Source organism: Streptomyces sp. NPDC097640 (assembly GCF_040302705.1).
Lineage (GTDB): Bacteria > Actinomycetota > Actinomycetes > Streptomycetales > Streptomycetaceae > Streptomyces.
Window position 1 is genome coordinate 1 of record NZ_JBEOSB010000023.1, and the last position, 16,185, is coordinate 16,185.

Here is a 16,185-nt window from a genome sequence, read left to right on the forward strand (position 1 = left end):
GCCCGGCGGTGCGCTGCTGGTGGTCACCCCCACAGAGCGGCATCTCGCCGAGAGCACACCCAGTGGGTGTGCTCTCGCCGCGCTCGGTGCCTTAAGTCAAATCGATGGACTTACGCCGGGCGCCCTGGAGCTCCCATGCATGCGCGACGGTTCAGGGCCGCTGCACGCTGCCGTCGGTGTTCCGCAGCAGCGCCCACCGGTCGTGGCCGAGAGGCTCGGGCACGGGGTGGCGTCGGGCCGCGGCCTCGTCGAAGCCAACGCCGTGGCCCGGCACTCCGGAGGGCACGAGCAGCCCGTCGTGTGCCACCACGGTGCCGGGGAACACCTCGTGCGCCGGCTCCTTGAAGACGGCTGCCTCCTGAACGCCGAAGGCCTGGCTGCTGACGTCGAGCGCGAGGGTAGCGGCCTGGGCGACGGGGCTGACGTCCGCCGGTCCGTGCGGGGCGAGGCGGACCCCGTGCAGTTCGCACAGGGCTGCCAGCTTCCGGGCAGGGGTCAGGCCACCGAGGGTGGGGATGCGCACGCGCGCGAAGTCGATGTCCGGTCCCCTCAGGAGCGCCACGAACTGCTGTGGATCGCTGAAGAGCTCTCCCACGGCGAGGGGAACCGGCGAGACGGCGTGCAGCCGCGCGAAGTGCGCGGCATCCTCGGGGGCGAGCAGGTCCTCGACGAAGTACAGGCCGATGTCCTCCACACGGCGCAGAAAGTCCGCGGCCTGGCGAGGATCGAGCCGTTCGTGCACATCGTGCAGCAATTCGACATCCTCGCCCACGAGCTCGCGCACCCGCGCCAGCACCCGGGGGACGGTTCGCAGATACGCCGCGGAGTCCCATGGCACCCGGCGCTCGCGCACCGCCTGCGGATCGGCACCACCACCTGCCCCGTATGTGTCCGACCCCGGCACCGCGGCCTGGATTCGCACATGCCGGTATCCGCGCTGCCGGGCCGCGCCCACCTTGTCGGCGATCTCCTCGGCATCGGCTCCGTCGACATGCGTGTACGCTTCGGCGCCGGTGCGCACGCGGCCGCCGAACAGGGAGTACAGCGGCACGCCCAGGCGCTTCGCCTTGAGGTCCTACAGAGCCACGTCGACGCCACCGAGGGCGTTGCCGGTCACTGAACCGCCCCGCCAGTAGGCGCTGTTGAGGATCAGCCGGTGCAGGTCTTCGATGTCGTCCGGCTCGCGTCCGGTGAGCAGCGGGGCGAGGTAGTCGTCGAGGACCGAGCGGACGGCGAGGGTGCGCTGCGGATCGCTGGCGCAGCCCAGGCCGTGCAGCCCTGGTTCGTTGGTCTCGACCCGGACGATGAGATGGGGGCAGCCGTGCGGGGCGGTCAGGAAGGTGCGGACGGCCGTGATGCGGATCTTGGACCCGCGCTCATCGACCCAGGGGGCCGGAGCGAGCAGGCGGGCGGAGGCAAGGGCATCAGGCTGCGTCATACGGACTCCAGCATTCGAGTAACAGAATGACGTACTGCTATCCGAACGTACGAAGCGGGATCCTTTTTGTCAACGGCCATGCAGATACGGCACTTGAGGGCCGGGGGCACGAACTCCCGGCCCTCAAGCGCGCATGGCACCGCGCGTGTGCGCTCAGTGCTGGCCGAGGCGCTTGAGGAGCATGCTCAGCGAGTGCGCCGCCTCGGTCACCGCCTGGGCCACCTCCTCGATCCGGTCGTCGCCCATCCTGCTGCGCGGCGCCGAGCAACTCACCGCGTCACCGCCGTCCGGGGACACGCCCAGCGGCACGGCGACGGACCGGATGTCCACCGCGTTCTCCCCGTCGTCCATGGCCCAGCCGCGCAGCCGCGCCTCCGCGAGTTCGGCCAGGAAGGCGTCCGGGTCGACGACGGTGTCCGGCGTGAGTTTCTCCAGCGGCCAGGTGAGCCGGCGCTGCACCTCCGCCTGGTCCAGCTGGGAGAGCACGGCCTTGCCCAAAGCCGTGGCGTGCGCCGGCAGCCGATACCCCACCGCGGAGTACGTCCGCAGCGCGTGCCGTGACTCGCGCTTGGCGAGGTGGACGACGTGCGTGCCGTCGAGCCTGCCGAGATGCACCGCCTCGCCGGTCTCCTCGGCCAGGGCGTCGAGCACCGGCCCGGCCAGGCTCGCGACGTCGTCGCCGGCCAGATACGCGGTGCCGGTGAGCAGGGCCTTCAAGCCCAGGCTGTAGCGCGTGCCGGACGGGTCGACGTCCACCCAACGCCTGGCCTGCATGGTGCGCAGGATCGCGTGCAGGCTGCTCTTGGGCACGGCCATCGCGCTCGCCATTTCCGCGAGCGAGAGGCGGGCGCCGTCCCGCCCGAGGAGTTCGAGGACCTCCAGGACCCGAGCCGCGGACTTGACCTCTTCGACCTTGCGGACCCCCGCGGCGTCCGTCACCGATTCCACTGCCCCTCCGCTTCCCGCCCAGATCCCGACTGGACCGTCACCCACGCTCAATCCCGCCCTGCGTCTTGACGCTATATCACGACGAGCCTAAGTTCAGTCACTCCAACGCCATTCGGCCTTCTGAACGGTCGACCCTAGGTAGGGGTTCATGCGTATCTCAACTTCCCGCAAGGCCAAATACGTCGCCACCGCCGTGGCCACCGCGCTGTCGCTCAGCGCCCTGACGGCTTGCGGCAGCAGCGGCTCCGGTGGCTCGGACGCCAAGAGCCTCAAGATGTGGACCTTCAAGCAGTCCCACGTCAAGGCTCTGCGCAACGCCGCCAAGGAGTTCAAGAAGGAGACCGGCATCTCCGTCAGCATCGAGGTCTTCACCCCTGAAGAGGCCTATATGACCAAGGTGCAGAGCGCCGCCAAGACCGGCGATCTGCCCGACGTCCTCGAGGTGCACTCCGACGGCGAGGACCGCGTCCTCGGCGCGGCCGGCATCGCCGTAGACCTGCGCGACGACTACAAGGGCGACTGGCTCAACGAGATCCAGGACTCCGTGCACGAATCCGGCCTCATCACGCCCGAACGCTTCAAGAAGTCCCAGAACACGAAGTCCTCGGACAACGGCATCAAAGAGGGCGCGCGCTACAGCGTCCCGCTGACCATCGGCACGTTCGGCATCGTCTACGCGAACAAGCAGAAGCTGGCCGACGCCGGGATCAAGCAGCCCCCGAAGACCTGGGAGGACCTGATCTCCGCCCTCAGGGCGACGACGAAGAAGGACCCGAAGAACGGCGGCCTCACCACAGGTCTCAAGGCCAAAGGCCCCGGCCTCAACTGGATACTTCAGCCGCTCGCCTTCGCCCAGCTGGGCAAGAAGGGCTACGAGGACCTGTGGGGCAAGGACAAGAGCGCCGACTTCGGCTCCCCGAACGGCGTCAAGGTGCTCTCCCAGTACAACCAGCTCACCCCGTACTGGACGCCCGGCACCCAGTCGCTCGACGTCGACCAGGCGGACCAGGCCTTCGCCCAGGGCAAGGCGGCGTTCGACGTCGGCGGCACGTTCACCCTCGCCTTCCTCCAGCAGAGCGGCATGAACCCGGACGACGTCTACGCCTTCGGCCTGCCCGCCCCCAGGAGCGGCGCGGTCCCCGACCGGGCGCTGGCCCCGATGGCGCTCACCGGTATCACCCTCAGCTCGGCGAGCGGGCAGCCGGACAACGCCAAGAAATGGATGCGGTTCCTGGCCGGCAAGAAGGTCGCCGCCCAGTTCGCGCAGGACGCCACCGACCTGCCGGCCGCGGACCTCGGCGCCGACGCCGCGAAGGCGCTCGGCCCGACGCTCAACTCCATGGTCCAGAGCTTCAAGGGCACGCCAGAGACGACGTACGACGCCAACCTCAACCAGAACTTCCAGTCCCCCGGCTACGAGCAGAACGACGTCGGCGACATCCTCGCCGACATGTCCCCGCTCAAGCGCGCCTCCGTCGAATCCACCGCCCGCAAGATCAGCGATCTCAACCAGTCGTACTGGAAGGCAGCCGGCCAGTGACGCTCCAGCCCACGCTCCCCGCGAGGGTGGAGAAGGGCCGCGCCGCGGTGCCCGGGAGCGGGCCCTCACGACGCAAGGACCGCCGGTACGAGGCGCTCACGGGCTATCTGTTCATCGCGCCGGCCGTCGTGCTGTTCCTGGTGATGGGCCTGTACACGGTCGGCTACGGATTCACTCTGTCCTTCGCCAAGTGGAACGGTTTCGCCCCGAACTGGGAGTGGGTCGGCCTCGACAACTACAAGGACCTGTTGTGGCGCGACCCCGTGTACGCGCCCCGCGTCCGGCACGCCGCCGCCAACACGATCTGGGTGATGGTCGCTGCCCCCGCACTGACCGTTGTCGTCTCGTTTCCGCTCGCGGTGCTCCTCAACCAGGTCAAGCGGTTCCAGGGCGTCCTGCGCTCGGTCTACTTCCTGCCCTACGTCACCAGCGGCGTCGCGGTGTTCTTCGCCTGGCAGTACATCCTCCAGCCGGACGGGGCCATCAACTCCCTGCTCAGCGGCCTGGGTCTGGGCTCGCTCCAGCAACCGCAGGGCTGGCTCGGCAATCCCTCCACGGCCATGCCCACCATGATCATGATCACCGTGTGGGGCCATGTCCCCGTGGCGATGCTGCTGTACCTGACGGGGCTACAGGGCATCGACCGCAGCATCCTCGAAGCCTCCGAACTGGACGGCGCGGGCTGGTGGCGCACCAACATGTCCGTCGTGTGGCCGCTGGTCAGGCCGATCACCGCGATCGTCCTGCTGCTGAATCTGCGCGAGGCGCTCCAGGGGTTCCAGACGTTCCTCGTGATGACCAACGGAGGCCCCGGAGACCACACCAATGTCCTCGGCCTGGAGGCCTACCGGCTGGCCTTCCTCAAGAACCTCTCCCCCACTCTCGGCCTGGCAAGTGCCCTGGGCTGGCTCCTGTTCGCGGCCGCCCTCGTCCTCGCTCTGATCAACCTGCGAGCGCTGCGGAGCAAGACATGACAACGATATCAACGGTCCGGCCCCAGCCGGTCCGCCCCGCCCGACGAGCGCCATCCGGCCGCTCGTCGGCCCGGATCGTCATGGGCGTGCTGCTCACCCTGTACGCGCTGGTCAGCATCTACCCGTTCCTGTGGATGGTGTCGGCGGCGTTCAAGGACCAGGTCGAGGTGGTGCGCGGCGGTCATCTGATCCCGGACCACCCCACGCTCCAGACCCTGGTCGACACCTGGAACGAGCTGCACTTCTTCGACTTCTTCGTCAACAGCGTCCTGGTGACGCTGTACACGGTCGTGCTGACGGTGGTGTTCTACGCGGCGGCCGGCTACGCGTTCGCGGTGCTGCGCTTCCCAGGACGCGGTGCGCTACAGAAGCTTTTCGTCGCGCTGCTGTTCGTGCCGGGTGTGACGGTGATGCTGCCGATCGTGCTCCTGGAGAACAAGATGGGCATCCTCGGCACACACTGGGGGCTGGTGCTCCCGTTCGTGAACGGCGGCGCACCCCTGTCGATCCTGCTGATGACCGGGGCGTTCGCCGCGGTCCCCATGGAGCTGCGCGACTCCGCGCGGGTCGACGGCGCCGGGGAACTGCGCATCTTCACACAGGTCTATCTGCCACTCGCCCGGCCCGCGTTGATCACCGTCGCCCTGCTCACGGCGATCCCCACCTGGAACGAGTACCTGCTGACCCGTGTGTCGCTCAACGATCCGTCCCAGTACACCCTGCCCCTCGGTCTCCAGGTGCTCTCCTCCGAGAACGTGCCGCACTACAACAACCTGATGGCGGGCGCCCTCATCGTGGTGGTCCCCGTGATCCTCCTCTTCCTGTGCCTCCAGAAATACTTCGTCAACGGCCTGGTGGGGGCGGTGAAGGGCTGATGCGTGTCCTGATCACCGGCGCCGCGGGGCACATCGGCATCCATGCCACCCGCGCACTGGCCTCCGCAGGACACGAGTTAACGCTCACCGACCGGGTACCGTTCGACGCCCCTGCCCGTACCCGTGTCCTGATCGGCGATCTGCGGGACGCCGACCTCGTCCGCAAGGCGGTGGACGGCGCGGAGGCCGTCGTCCACCTCGGGGCGATCCCCCACCCGAACGCCGAGGACGGCAGCGCCCTGTTCGCCGCCAACTGCCTCACGGCCCACCGCGTCCTCGACGAGGCCGGACGGGCGGGCGCGCACCGCATCGTGGCGGCGTCCAGCCTGGCAGCCGTCGGTCTCGCCTGGTCACCGATCCCCGTCTCACCCCGCTACGTGCCCCTGGACGAGGAACACCCGACGCTCGTACGCGACCCGTACGGCCTGTCCAAACTCGTCCTGGAGGAGACGGCCCGCAGCACACACCGACGCTGGGGCACGGACATCGTCTGTCTGCGCTTCCCCTTCACCGGGACCGGTCAGCGACTCACGGACCAACTGGCCCACGTCGCGGCCGATCCCGGCGCCCACCGGCACGACCTGTGGGCCTGGCTCGACACCCGGGACGCGGCCGCCGCGATCAGCCGTGCCCTGGCGGCCACCGTGACCGGCTGCCACGTCCTCAACGTCGCGGCAGCCGACACATCATCACCGCTGAACACCGGCGAACTGCTGCACCGACACCACCCGGGCGTACCGGCCTTCGAACCGCTGCCCGACCGCATCTCACTGATCGACACCAAGGCATGCGCGGACCTGCTCGGCTTCACCCCGCGCCATACCCGTCCATCCGTCCAAGGAGAGTGACCCGGATGACCGCACACCCCAGACCTCTGTCCCGTCGAGGATTCCTCGCCGCCGGCGCCGCCGCGACCGCCGCCGTCGCGGCGGGTACCGGCAGCGCCACGGCAGCCCCGGCACACAAGCCATCCGCACGCGCCCACATCTTCTACTACCCCTGGTACGGGAACCCGCAGGTGTACGGCGAGTGGCGGCACTGGCAGCAGGGCGAGCTGACCCCGCCCGAGGCGCTCAGCTCCAACTACTACCCCGTGCTCGGCCCCTACGACTCCGGTGACCGGCGCGGCGCCGTCGACCGGCACATGCGCTGGCTACGGCAGGCCGGCACCGGTGTGCTGGTCAGCAGCTGGTGGGGGCAGGGCAGTTACGAGGACCGGATGGCACCGGTGGTCCTCGACGCCGCGGCCGCCGCCGGCCTCCAGGTGGCGTGGCACATCGAGCCGTACGAGGGCCGCGACGCCACCTCGGTGGTCGCCGACATCCGCTATCTCACCGAACACTACGGCGACCACCCGGCCTTCCACCGCGACGCGGAGCGCGGCGGGCGGTGCGCCTGTTACGTCTTCAACAGCCTTCTGACGGTGGACTGGTCGCCGCTTCACGAGGTCGACGACCGGGCGATCGTGATGGCCCAGACCTGGGACCTCTCCCGGATCGGGGACTTCGGCGGCGTGTACACGTACGACGCGATCGCCACGGCCAACAAGCCGGACTGGTCGCAGGTCGCCGCCTTCTGCGCGGAGCGCGGCATGGTGTGGGCGCCGTCGCTCGGCCCCGGCTACATCGACGACCGGGCCGTTCCCGGCAACACGACACCGTCCCTGGACCGGGCGCGGGGACGGACGTACGACCTGGAGTGGGAGTACGCCCTGTCCACCGGGGACTCGGGCGGCGTCCCGGACTGGGTGAGCATCACCTCGTTCAACGAATGGCACGAGGGCACCCAGATCGAACCGGCCACCGCCGACACTCCAGGCCCTCTCGACTACCTCTCGTACGAGGGAGCCTACGGCCGCAAGGGCGACCGCGCGCAGACGGCCTACCTGGACCGCACGGCATACTGGGTCGCCCGCTTCGAAGCCGCCCACGCTCGGCAGCGGGACTGACGCGGCGTTGCCGGTGCCCGGGGCGCTGCACCCCGGGCACCGGGGGGCTCACCTCTTCTGCTCGACCCGGACCCAGTCGATCTCCGCCTGCACTCCCCCGGCGGCGATCTTGTCGACGCTGGACTGAGGCAGACCCCAGTAGGGGGTGGTGACCTGGTTCCATCCGGCCGGGTAGGCGCCGCCGAGGGCGAGGTTCAGGATGACGTACTGATTGCGGTCGAAGACCCATTGGCCCCGCGTGGACTCCAGCTTGTTGCGGGTCGTCTCCTGAACCAACCGGTCGTCGACGTAGAACCGCATGGTCGTCGGCGCCCACTCCACGGCGTAGGTGTGCCACTGGTCGGCGCGGCCGCCGCTCGGGTAGATCTGGCGCGCGCCGATGTTGCCGTCGGCGGAGTAGCCGGGTCCGTGCAGTGCGGTGCTGGTCCAGTCGGCGTAGCCGATGTTCTCCATGATGTCGGTCTCACCGGAGGAGGGCCACGACACGGCCGGGTCGTCGACATTGCTGCCGAGCAGCCAGAACGCGGGCCAGAAGCCGTCCCCGACGGGCAGTTTCATACGGGCGCTGACCCGGCCGTAGGTGAAGTCGAACTTGGTGTTGGTGTCGATGCGTCCCGAGGTGAAGTCATAGGTTCCCCCGCCCGCCTGGGTGCAGCCCTTGCAGTACTTCGCGCGCAGGATCAGGTTCCCTCCCTCCGTGCGGATGTTGTCGGCGGAGTCGACGTACGCCTGCGATTCGCCGTTGACGGAGCCCATCTCGGTGCCGGTCCTGACCACCCGCCACTTGGAGCGGTCGAGAGAGGCCGCGGTGAAGTCGTCGAAGAACGACGTCTGGTAGGTGCCGGACTGCTCGCCGGGCAGTGCCTGGTACGCGGCGGCGGCGCTGCCGCCGGTGCCCCATACCTGGAACTCGTACAGCGAGTAGCCGAACTGGGCGGTGGCCGGTGCCGGGTTGTAGAAGGAGCGCCGTTCCTTGCCCAGCATCCGTACATAGCGACCGGTCGCGGGCTGGGACAGTCTGATGCTGTCGTGACGGCCGGTGGCCTCGGCCGGGGACTTCACATCGGCGCGCCGGGCGGCGACCTCGGCCGCCGTGGGCTGGTGGACGGTGCGCCAGGTGCGGTTGTCGTCGGAGACCTGGATCTCGTAGTCGACGGCGTAGGCCGCCTCCCAGTACAGGTCGACGGTGTCGATGGTGGAGGTGGCACCGAGGTCCACGGAGACCCAGCGGCTCGCGTTCCAGTCGCTGGACCAGCGGGTCTGGTCGGCCTTGAGGTCGGCGGGCCAGCCGCCGTCGGTGACGAAGGCCGGGGAGTTTCCGGCGTGCTGGTAGTAGTTGCTGTAGGCGGGGTGGTTCAGGGCGAGGTTGGTGCGGGTGGTGGAGGCCGGGGCGGGTGTCCCCCCGTAGACGCGGAACGAGTACAGCGAGTAGCCGTAGGGGGTGGCACGTTCGACACCCCGCAGCCGGACGTAGCGGCCGGTGACCTCCTGCGGGTAGGTGTGGGCGGTGACGGTGCCGCCGGTGCCCGCGGTCTCGCTGTAGAAGGGCGTCCAGTTGGTGCCGTCCCGCGACACCTCCAGGACGTACCTCTTGCCGTACGCAGCCTCCCAGTCCAGGACGACGCGGTCGACCCGGATGGTGGAGCCGAGGTCGATGCTCAGCCAGGCGGTGTCGGCGAAGTTGCTGGACCAGCGGGTGGCGCCGTTGCTGTCGAAGGCGAGGCCCGGCGCGGAGTCGGCGTTCTCGCTGCCGGATGCCGTGACCACACCCGGGTTGGCGGCGTAGGCCGCCGCGGCCCAGTCGGTGTCCCAGGCCGCGACGGCCACGGTGTCCCTGGGCGCGGCGAAGGACGGACCTGTGACGAGGGACAGGGCCGAGGCGACGGCCAGGGCGGCCATGAGCGTGCGGGGGCGCGGGGCATGTGCATGGGAAGGCATACGGCTCTCCTCATTGCGGTGGGGGTGCCCGAAGGTGTTGGCGGAAGGTGCCGTGGAGCGGGGAGTCGAGGGCTCCTGCCACCGGAAGGCCCGGGGCAGGATGATGCGCACGCCCGGCCGTCAGGTGCGGGCGGCTGCTCCGGCGAGGAACCGGGAGGCGACGGTTCCCGGCGGTGGGCGGCCGGAGCCCGCCGGGCGGTCGGTCCGGGACGGTCAGTCCCCGACGGCCGGCCCCGTACGACCGGCCCCGGGCGGCCGACGCCGGGCGGTCAGCCCGCCGCGGCCGGCGCCGACTGCCGTACGACGAGTTCCGTGGGCAGGACGACGGGTAGTGCCGTGGCCGTACCGCCCGCAAGCCGGGCGAGCAGCATCCCCGCAGCGGTCTCGCCCATCCGCCGCATCGGCTGCCGGACCGTGGTGAGCGAGGGCTCGGTCAGCGGTGCCGTCGGGATGTCGTCGAACCCGATGACGGCCACGTCGTCCGGCACACCGCGCCCTGAGGCGCGCAGGGCCGCCATCGCGCCGACCGCGCCGAGGTCGTTGTGCGCGAAGACCGCGTCGAAGTCCCGTCCCTCGCGGACCATTCGGCGTACGGCCTCGCGGCCGTCGGCCTCGGTGAAGTCGCTCTCGACGACCAGACCGGAGTCGAGGGTGTGCCCGTGCTCGGCATACGTCGTACGGAACCCGGCAAGCCGGTCGCGTACGCAGCCGAAGCGGGTCGGCCCCGTGAGGACGAGCGGCCGGCGGCGGCCCATGCTCAGCAGATGCCGGGCCGCCGCCGCCCCGCCCTCGTGGTTGGCGGCGGTGACGTAGGGGAAGTCGGGGTGGTGGCCCCGGTCGTCGATGAGCACGACCGGAAGCCCCTTGCGGTGCAGTGCCGTGAGCATGTCCAGGGTGTTCTCCGGTTCCACGACGAGCAGCCCGTCGAAGGCCCGCGCGGACACCTGGCTGGTGAAGCGCTCGACGGACTCGGTTCCGCGGTTGCAGGTGAACAGCAGCAGCCCGAACTCGGCCGCCTCCAAAGTGTCGACGACGCCCTGGACGACCTCGCCCATCCACGGCCAGGTCAGCGACGGGACGAGCATGCCGATGGTCCGGCTGCTCCCCCGGGCCAGGCCCACAGCGCCCGAGCTGGGTACGTAGCCCATCCGGTCGATCACCTCACGGACCCGTGCGGCAGTCGACCGGTCCACCTCACTGCGGGTGTTGAGCACCCTGGACACGGTCGTCTTGCTCACGCCCGCCACGCGGGCCACATCCGCGATGGTGACGCGCATCGCTACCTCCAGGGTTGGAGTCGCTGCCCTCGACGTATGGCAGGAGCACCACGGAAGCGGTACCGGAACCGGTTCCGGCGCTGGTCGACGAGTGAACAGCACTGTCATGGTGACGTCAATACTTGGCGTCAGAAGTGGTACGGCGCTGGGCGCTTGACCGGGTGGTGCCGCGCGTGTCCGCGCGGTTGCCTTGAAGTCTTGAAGCCATTGATGGCTGCCGATGGAGCAATGTCTACGAGAAGTATTGACGTTTGCATGACATGCGGTTTCACTCACGAAACAGGCCACGGAACCGGTACCGGAACCGGTTCCACCATCCGCGTTTCCCCACAACACGGAGGAGGAGTGCCGTGTCAGGCAGATCCCCCCGCACATCTGACGAGCGCCACCCGAGACCGCGCAGGAATCGCCGACCCGTCGTCCTGGCGGTTCTCGGCCTGGTACTGACCATGCTGTACGCCGGTTCGGCACCCGCGAGCGCCGAACGCGGCGGCGCCGCCCCGGCCGCCGCCGGGCCCGAGGTCGTCCGCGTGGCGGAGTTCCTCGCCGAGTGCCCCTACAGCCACCGTCTCCCGGACGACCCGATCGTCTACCCCGGGCTGCCCGGCGCCTCGCATATGCACAGCTTCTTCGGCAGCCGGGTGACGAACGCCCATACGAACGTGACCGATCTGGTGGGCTCCGCGACCACCTGCGGTCCGACCGTGGACACTTCGTCCTACTGGGTGCCGACGCTCTACCGGAACGACCAGCCCGTCGAGCCCACCGGCACCACCTTCTACTACCTGGGCGAGGGGGTGCGTGACGATGTCATCGCACGCATCAAGCCCCTTCCCCTGGGCCTGCGGATCGTCGCGGGCAACGCCAAGGCGACCGGCGTGGACGACCCCAGCTCCATCGCCCGCTGGTCCTGTCTGCACCACGGCGAGGTCAATCCCTCCAAGGACTTCGTCACGTGCCCGGCCGACTCGATGCTGGAGTCGTACCTCGACTTCCCGCAGTGCTGGAACGGCAAGGACCTGGACTCCGCCGACCACAAGAGCCACATGGCCTACCCGGTGAACGGTGACTGTCCCGCCAGCCACCCGGTGCCGGTCCCCAAGCTGCGGCAGGTGCTGCGGTATCCGGTGACGGGCAGCGCCCAGGGGCTGCGGCTGGCGTCCGGGCCCGGCTACACCATGCACGGCGATTTCTTCAACGCCTGGCCAGAGCAGGAGATGGCACGACGAGTGGCCAACTGCATCAATCCCATCATCAAGTGCGGGGCGGACGGCAACCCGTCCTGATCCGCGACGCGCGGCAACGGGCACGGCGAAAGGAGGCCATCATGACGGGACCCGCGGCGCGACTCGGCCGCCCCGGCACGGCCCTGGTCCTCGCGGCGACGCTCAGTGCCCTGGCCGTGTCCGGATGTGCCGGCCCCGAAGCACGGGCCGGCACATCCGGCGCGGCAGCGGCCACGGCGACGGGGACCGGACCGGAAACGCTCAACCCCACGGACCTCGCCTGGCTCCAGCTACAGCTGGCCATGGACGAACAGGCCCTGCACATCCTGGAACTCGCGCCCGGATCCGGCGCCGACCCCGAGCTGAAGCAGTGGGCGGCGAAAGTGGCGAAGGCCCATCGCGCCGACCTCGCCGCCCTGCGCGAACTGCTCACGGCGGCCCGCGTCCCCGACACCAACCCGCACGAGGGCCACGACATGCCGGGCATGGTCAACGCCACGGAACTCCACGCGCTGGAGGCCGCCGAAGGCCAGGAATTCGACCGTCTGCTGCGTTCCGCGCTGCGCGACCACCTCACCCACGCGGAGCGCATGTCCGGCGAGCAGCGGAAGGCGGGATCGGACCCGGAGGTGAAACAATGCGCGGCGAGCATCGGCCGGTCCGCCTCCGACCACCTGCGCCGTATGCCGGGGTGACGGCCCCAGGGCTGCCGGGCGGCCGGAACATCAGATGTCGAGGTATGCCCGGGGCGACGGCGATGGCTCTCACCGACGGGGGACAGCGACGGCCGTCCCCCTCGGACAACGACGATCAGCAGGTCCTTCCGGCATACCGGGCCTCTTGTACGGCCGGCCGGCCCGGAGCGTTGATTACTAGACCTTGAAAGTCTAGTCTCGACGGGATACACCGTGACCGGTCCCCGATGGAGGAAGCGTGAGAGCCGCCGACCACACGGCGCGCCCCGGCCGCCTGGCCTGGATGGACACAGACCTGTGGAAACAGCAGGTGAAGCAGCGCGCCGGGGACGACGGCCTGGCCCGCGCCCGCTCGCGGGTCCTCGAGGCGCTCCTGACCGCGTACGCCGAGGGGGCGATTGATGCGCCCGTTCCGGCCGGCAGCACGTTCGGCACGGCGGAGCGGGGCGGATGCCGCGTCTACCTCGATGAGAGAGTGTGCGAGAGGGCCGAGACCAGGTGGAAGATCCAGGAGCAGGCCCGCCGAGGAGGCGACCCCGGGTTCGGGCTGCTGTGTGAAGTGCTGTTGAGAGAGTACGCCGAAGGGCGCGTCGAACTGCGGATCACCGCGGCTCCCACCGGGAGCACAGGGAGCGTGGCGGCATGAGTGAAGCGGCAGCGGACGGGCACGGGCCTCTGATCCCACAGCCCAAGAACACAGCGGAGGACCTGCGCGCGGCTCTGGCGCGGATTGCGCCGAACCAGGTGGCCGCGTTCGACGCAGAGCGGACGGCGGCGGTGGAGGCCGCCCGCAGCCAGGTCGACGCGGCCCCCATGCGCCGGTTCCTGCGGCGGTGGGCGCTCGCGGTGGCGATCGAGCGCGTTCCCGCGCGGGCCGCGCGCCTGAGCGAGCTGGAGGCCCGCGCGGGGCAGGTCGAGGATCTGGCCGAGGGGCGTGCCATCGCCGCCGAGGTCGCTGCCATCCACGCAGAGGCGGCGGCCGAGGCCGGGATCGACGGGCGGACCGCCGGGTGACCGAAGACACCCGACAGGGGTGGCACTGGGAGTACGAGCCGGACTACGAGCACGTGGCGAAGGGGCTGTCCGAGCGCGTGGTCGGGGAGGTGGAGCGGCTCGCCGGGCAGCTGGTGGACCTGGCCGAGATGGGCATCGACGTCACGGCGATCGGAGACGGCCCGAGGCCGGGAGCCGCAGGCGGCGTGCGGCGCCTCCCGCTCCTCGAAGACGGGTTCATGCTGGTCCTGCCGCTCCCCCGGCTGCGCCTTGTCGCCGTCACCTATATCTGCCCGCCGTTCGCCGACCTGTAGGCCCTTTCGCACACCTGAGGACCGCAACCCCGCGCGGACGGCGGGCCATGCGGCGAGGCACACCCCCGACCCCGTCGCCGTACGACGGAGCGGGGCGGGGTACGGGGGCCCGGTGGTTCTGATCACCTCAAGGCGAAGGGGAACCCGGACAGACCCACGACGATGTGTATGTCGGCTAGCGCTGTCTTGCGTCGCCTTGCACGTTCTTGCGCTCGCGTTGGTACGCCCCCGGCGGCACGCCCACGATCCGCGTGAAATGCCGGTTGAGGTGCGGCTGGTCGGTGAACCCCACCAGGGCCGCCGCCTCGCCGGGTGCCGTCCCGGCGTCGAGCAGCCGCCGCGCCCGCCGCACGCGCGCGTCGGTGAGCCAGGCGTGGGGCGGCATGCCGTACGCATCGCGGAAGGCCCGCAGCAGCGCGAACGGACTGGTCCCCAGGTCCCCGGCGAGCCGTGCGAGGGCCGGGGGCTCGGCCATCCGCTCCTCCAGCACCTCACGCGCGCGTGCCGCGATCCGCGCCCCGGCCGTCCGCACCTCGCGCCGGGGCAGCGGGCCGCCGTTGAGCCGCAGCAGCCGTGTCACGGCCACCCGCAGCAGGGTGTCGGCGGCCAGCGCGTTGCCCTCGTCGGCGGCCCGCAGCACCTGGTGCACCAGGGCGACGGAGTACGGGTCGTCGAGCACCGGACTCAGGAACCCCGGGGTTCCCCGGATCGACGTGGTCTCGGCCGCGATCCCGGCCACGACCTCGGGCGACGGGTACACGGCCCCGTACCGCCACCCCTCCGGCACCCCGGCCCGCCCGGTGTGCGGGGTGTCCGGGTTGAGCAGCCCGAGCGCGCCCGCCCCGGCGTACTGGTCGGTGCCGTGGTGGTGGAAGACCTCGACACCCTCGGCGATGGCGGCGATCACGAAGTGCTCGTGGGTGTGCCGCACGAAGTTCTTGCGCACGTACCGCGCCCGCAGCAGATCGACGTCGGGCAGGTCGGCGTACCGCCAGTGCCGCGCCACATCACCCGATCCCGCCATGCCCTCAGGATGGCACGTGGTGTGTCCACCGGTCCGCGCCGGCCAGGTGACAGTCACAGTGGTGCCCTCGGCATCAGGCTCAGAACACCGGGGCGAAGAACACCCAGCGCCAGCCGAGTTCGGTCAGCAGCCCGCCGATACCGGCGAAGACCAGCAGGGCCTTGTCACGCTGCGCCCCTCCGCAACCTAGGCCGCCCCCTTATCCGTACCCGGAGGTTCGTGTGAGTGCCCAGCGCAGAGGTTAAAGATCAAGCTAAGCTAAGTTCCCGTTCCACATCCCGAACCCGTTCAGACCAGCAGTGCATGACCAGCCATCATGAATTCCGACCGGTAATGTCGATAGCAGCCGCACTGACGCCATAATGGCATATCGAGCTTGTAATGAATGCAGGTGATTAATCATGTCCGAGGTCAGGGTGGCGTTTACCCGGGGCGTTGAGTTTGATGAATTGGTCGAGCATGCTCGCGATCAGGGCTGGAGAGCGGAGACGCCTTCAGGTTATCCGATTCCCGCTACCGACCCCCTTGAAGCAGATGCCTACTATTTCGTCTGGCGGTTCGGTGTCGATGGAATCGCTCGATTCGTGGACGACGAGGTGACTGAGGTCCAGTTCATCCAACTGGACGGAGAGGGTGCTCATGCTGCCGCCACCATCTTGGCGGAAAAATTTTCAACCGTAAGTTATGCCGAATGCCTCGATCTCCTTAATGGCCAGATTTCCACCGACGAGGGCGAGAAGGCCTTGGAAAGGATTGACTTAATCGCCCCTCGCGATTACGCCAGTGGTGTTCATGAAGCCATTTTGAGAGGCCTGGAAAGCGACTCGTCCGTGGTCCGCACTGCGGCCATCTCAGCCATCCTTCAATTGTCTTGGGTGGAATTTAGATCCGCCTTGCGGAATGTCGTCGACAGCGATCCGGATCCCAATAACAGGGCCTGTGCAATTAACGCTTTGCACGCTCTGCCGCCGGTCTAATCGGCTATAGTTCCATCA

Annotated in this window: 17 protein-coding genes; 11 read left to right on the forward strand and 6 right to left on the reverse strand. The window is 69.4% G+C overall.

From position 1 onward, the window contains the following. Positions 1-151: 151 nt before the first annotated feature. The 3 genes from ABTY62_RS31210 to ABTY62_RS31220 all read right to left on the reverse strand — a co-directional run bounded on the left by ABTY62_RS31210 (position 152) and on the right by ABTY62_RS31220 (position 2,386). A complete protein-coding gene (locus ABTY62_RS31210; RefSeq protein WP_352132772.1) occupies positions 152-1,051 on the reverse strand; it encodes an enolase C-terminal domain-like protein in 900 nt (299 codons plus the stop codon). Between the two features lie 24 nt (positions 1,052-1,075). Next, complete coding sequence (locus ABTY62_RS31215; protein ID WP_352132773.1) at positions 1,076-1,438, reverse strand: enolase-like domain-containing protein; 363 nt, start codon at positions 1,436-1,438, stop codon at positions 1,076-1,078. 153 nt (positions 1,439-1,591) lie between these two features. Continuing rightward, positions 1,592-2,386 carry an IclR family transcriptional regulator gene (locus tag ABTY62_RS31220; protein ID WP_014181960.1) on the reverse strand — a complete coding sequence of 265 codons (795 nt, stop codon included), beginning with the start codon at positions 2,384-2,386 and terminating at the stop codon, positions 1,592-1,594. Between the two features lie 148 nt (positions 2,387-2,534). Between ABTY62_RS31220 and ABTY62_RS31225 the strand changes: the two genes are divergently transcribed. Genes ABTY62_RS31225 through ABTY62_RS31245 form a run of 5 tightly spaced genes read left to right on the forward strand, consistent with a single transcriptional unit; the run spans position 2,535 to position 7,723 of the window. Next, positions 2,535-3,926, forward strand: a complete 1,392-nt coding sequence (locus tag ABTY62_RS31225) for an ABC transporter substrate-binding protein (protein WP_352132774.1) — start codon at positions 2,535-2,537, stop codon at positions 3,924-3,926. Beyond that, complete coding sequence (locus ABTY62_RS31230; RefSeq protein WP_352132775.1) at positions 3,923-4,900, forward strand: carbohydrate ABC transporter permease; 978 nt, start codon at positions 3,923-3,925, stop codon at positions 4,898-4,900. Before ABTY62_RS31225 ends, ABTY62_RS31230 begins: the two co-directional genes overlap by 4 nt. Next, positions 4,897-5,775: a carbohydrate ABC transporter permease gene (locus ABTY62_RS31235; protein WP_352132776.1), complete on the forward strand. Its 879-nt coding sequence runs from the start codon at positions 4,897-4,899 to the stop codon at positions 5,773-5,775. Before ABTY62_RS31230 ends, ABTY62_RS31235 begins: the two co-directional genes overlap by 4 nt. Then, positions 5,775-6,623: an NAD-dependent epimerase/dehydratase family protein gene (locus ABTY62_RS31240; RefSeq protein ID WP_352132777.1), complete on the forward strand. Its 849-nt coding sequence runs from the start codon at positions 5,775-5,777 to the stop codon at positions 6,621-6,623. Before ABTY62_RS31235 ends, ABTY62_RS31240 begins: the two co-directional genes overlap by 1 nt. A 5-nt stretch (positions 6,624-6,628) precedes the next feature. After that, positions 6,629-7,723, forward strand: a complete 1,095-nt coding sequence (locus tag ABTY62_RS31245) for a glycoside hydrolase family 99 protein (protein WP_352132778.1) — start codon at positions 6,629-6,631, stop codon at positions 7,721-7,723. 48 nt (positions 7,724-7,771) lie between these two features. On the opposite strand, the gene ABTY62_RS31250 is transcribed toward ABTY62_RS31245, so the two are convergent. Together ABTY62_RS31250 and ABTY62_RS31255 are read right to left on the reverse strand one after the other, a co-directional pair. Next, positions 7,772-9,661, reverse strand: coding sequence for a discoidin domain-containing protein (locus ABTY62_RS31250; RefSeq protein WP_352132779.1), 1,890 nt, complete (start codon positions 9,659-9,661; stop codon positions 7,772-7,774). A 269-nt stretch (positions 9,662-9,930) separates the two neighbouring features. Further along, positions 9,931-10,938: a LacI family DNA-binding transcriptional regulator gene (locus ABTY62_RS31255; RefSeq protein ID WP_352132780.1), complete on the reverse strand. Its 1,008-nt coding sequence runs from the start codon at positions 10,936-10,938 to the stop codon at positions 9,931-9,933. Between the two features lie 449 nt (positions 10,939-11,387). On the opposite strand from ABTY62_RS31255, the gene ABTY62_RS31260 reads away from it, so the two are divergent. The 5 genes from ABTY62_RS31260 (at position 11,388) to ABTY62_RS31280 (ending at position 14,166) form a co-directional block, all read left to right on the forward strand. Then, positions 11,388-12,224, forward strand: a complete 837-nt coding sequence (locus ABTY62_RS31260; RefSeq protein WP_352132781.1) for a DUF1996 domain-containing protein — start codon at positions 11,388-11,390, stop codon at positions 12,222-12,224. Positions 12,225-12,265: 41 nt separating this feature from the next. Beyond that, on the forward strand, positions 12,266-12,859 hold the full coding sequence (locus ABTY62_RS31265; protein ID WP_352132782.1) for a DUF305 domain-containing protein: 594 nt from the start codon (positions 12,266-12,268) through the stop codon (positions 12,857-12,859). A 238-nt stretch (positions 12,860-13,097) separates the two neighbouring features. Continuing rightward, positions 13,098-13,505, forward strand: a complete 408-nt coding sequence (locus ABTY62_RS31270; RefSeq protein ID WP_352132783.1) for a hypothetical protein — start codon at positions 13,098-13,100, stop codon at positions 13,503-13,505. Continuing rightward, a complete protein-coding gene (locus tag ABTY62_RS31275; RefSeq protein WP_352132784.1) occupies positions 13,502-13,873 on the forward strand; it encodes a DUF6247 family protein in 372 nt (123 codons plus the stop codon). The genes ABTY62_RS31270 and ABTY62_RS31275 overlap by 4 nt, the downstream gene beginning before the upstream one ends. Next, the gene (locus tag ABTY62_RS31280; RefSeq protein WP_352132785.1) at positions 13,870-14,166 is read left to right on the forward strand and encodes a hypothetical protein; all 297 of its coding nucleotides are present in this window, start codon (positions 13,870-13,872) and stop codon (positions 14,164-14,166) included. The genes ABTY62_RS31275 and ABTY62_RS31280 overlap by 4 nt, the downstream gene beginning before the upstream one ends. A 175-nt stretch (positions 14,167-14,341) precedes the next feature. Here the strand turns inward: ABTY62_RS31280 and ABTY62_RS31285 are convergent, their stop codons facing one another. Further along, on the reverse strand, positions 14,342-15,190 hold the full coding sequence (locus tag ABTY62_RS31285; protein WP_352132786.1) for an AraC family transcriptional regulator: 849 nt from the start codon (positions 15,188-15,190) through the stop codon (positions 14,342-14,344). A 401-nt stretch (positions 15,191-15,591) separates the two neighbouring features. Between ABTY62_RS31285 and ABTY62_RS31290 the strand changes: the two genes are divergently transcribed. Then, complete coding sequence (locus ABTY62_RS31290) at positions 15,592-16,167, forward strand: hypothetical protein (RefSeq protein ID WP_352132787.1); 576 nt, start codon at positions 15,592-15,594, stop codon at positions 16,165-16,167. Positions 16,168-16,185 lie beyond the last annotated feature (18 nt).

Coding starts and splice junctions, on each gene's coding strand:
- ABTY62_RS31215 (WP_352132773.1), bottom strand. CDS start 1,438: ATGACGCAGCCTGATGCCCTTGCCTCCGCCCGCCTGCTCGCTCCGGCC.
- ABTY62_RS31225 (WP_352132774.1), top strand. CDS start 2,535: ATGCGTATCTCAACTTCCCGCAAGGCCAAATACGTCGCCACCGCCGTG.
- ABTY62_RS31235 (WP_352132776.1), top strand. CDS start 4,897: ATGACAACGATATCAACGGTCCGGCCCCAGCCGGTCCGCCCCGCCCGA.
- ABTY62_RS31240 (WP_352132777.1), top strand. CDS start 5,775: ATGCGTGTCCTGATCACCGGCGCCGCGGGGCACATCGGCATCCATGCC.
- ABTY62_RS31245 (WP_352132778.1), top strand. CDS start 6,629: ATGACCGCACACCCCAGACCTCTGTCCCGTCGAGGATTCCTCGCCGCC.
- ABTY62_RS31250 (WP_352132779.1), bottom strand. CDS start 9,661: ATGCCTTCCCATGCACATGCCCCGCGCCCCCGCACGCTCATGGCCGCC.
- ABTY62_RS31255 (WP_352132780.1), bottom strand. CDS start 10,938: ATGCGCGTCACCATCGCGGATGTGGCCCGCGTGGCGGGCGTGAGCAAG.
- ABTY62_RS31260 (WP_352132781.1), top strand. CDS start 11,388: ATGCTGTACGCCGGTTCGGCACCCGCGAGCGCCGAACGCGGCGGCGCC.
- ABTY62_RS31265 (WP_352132782.1), top strand. CDS start 12,266: ATGACGGGACCCGCGGCGCGACTCGGCCGCCCCGGCACGGCCCTGGTC.
- ABTY62_RS31275 (WP_352132784.1), top strand. CDS start 13,502: ATGAGTGAAGCGGCAGCGGACGGGCACGGGCCTCTGATCCCACAGCCC.
- ABTY62_RS31285 (WP_352132786.1), bottom strand. CDS start 15,190: ATGGCGGGATCGGGTGATGTGGCGCGGCACTGGCGGTACGCCGACCTG.
- ABTY62_RS31290 (WP_352132787.1), top strand. CDS start 15,592: ATGTCCGAGGTCAGGGTGGCGTTTACCCGGGGCGTTGAGTTTGATGAA.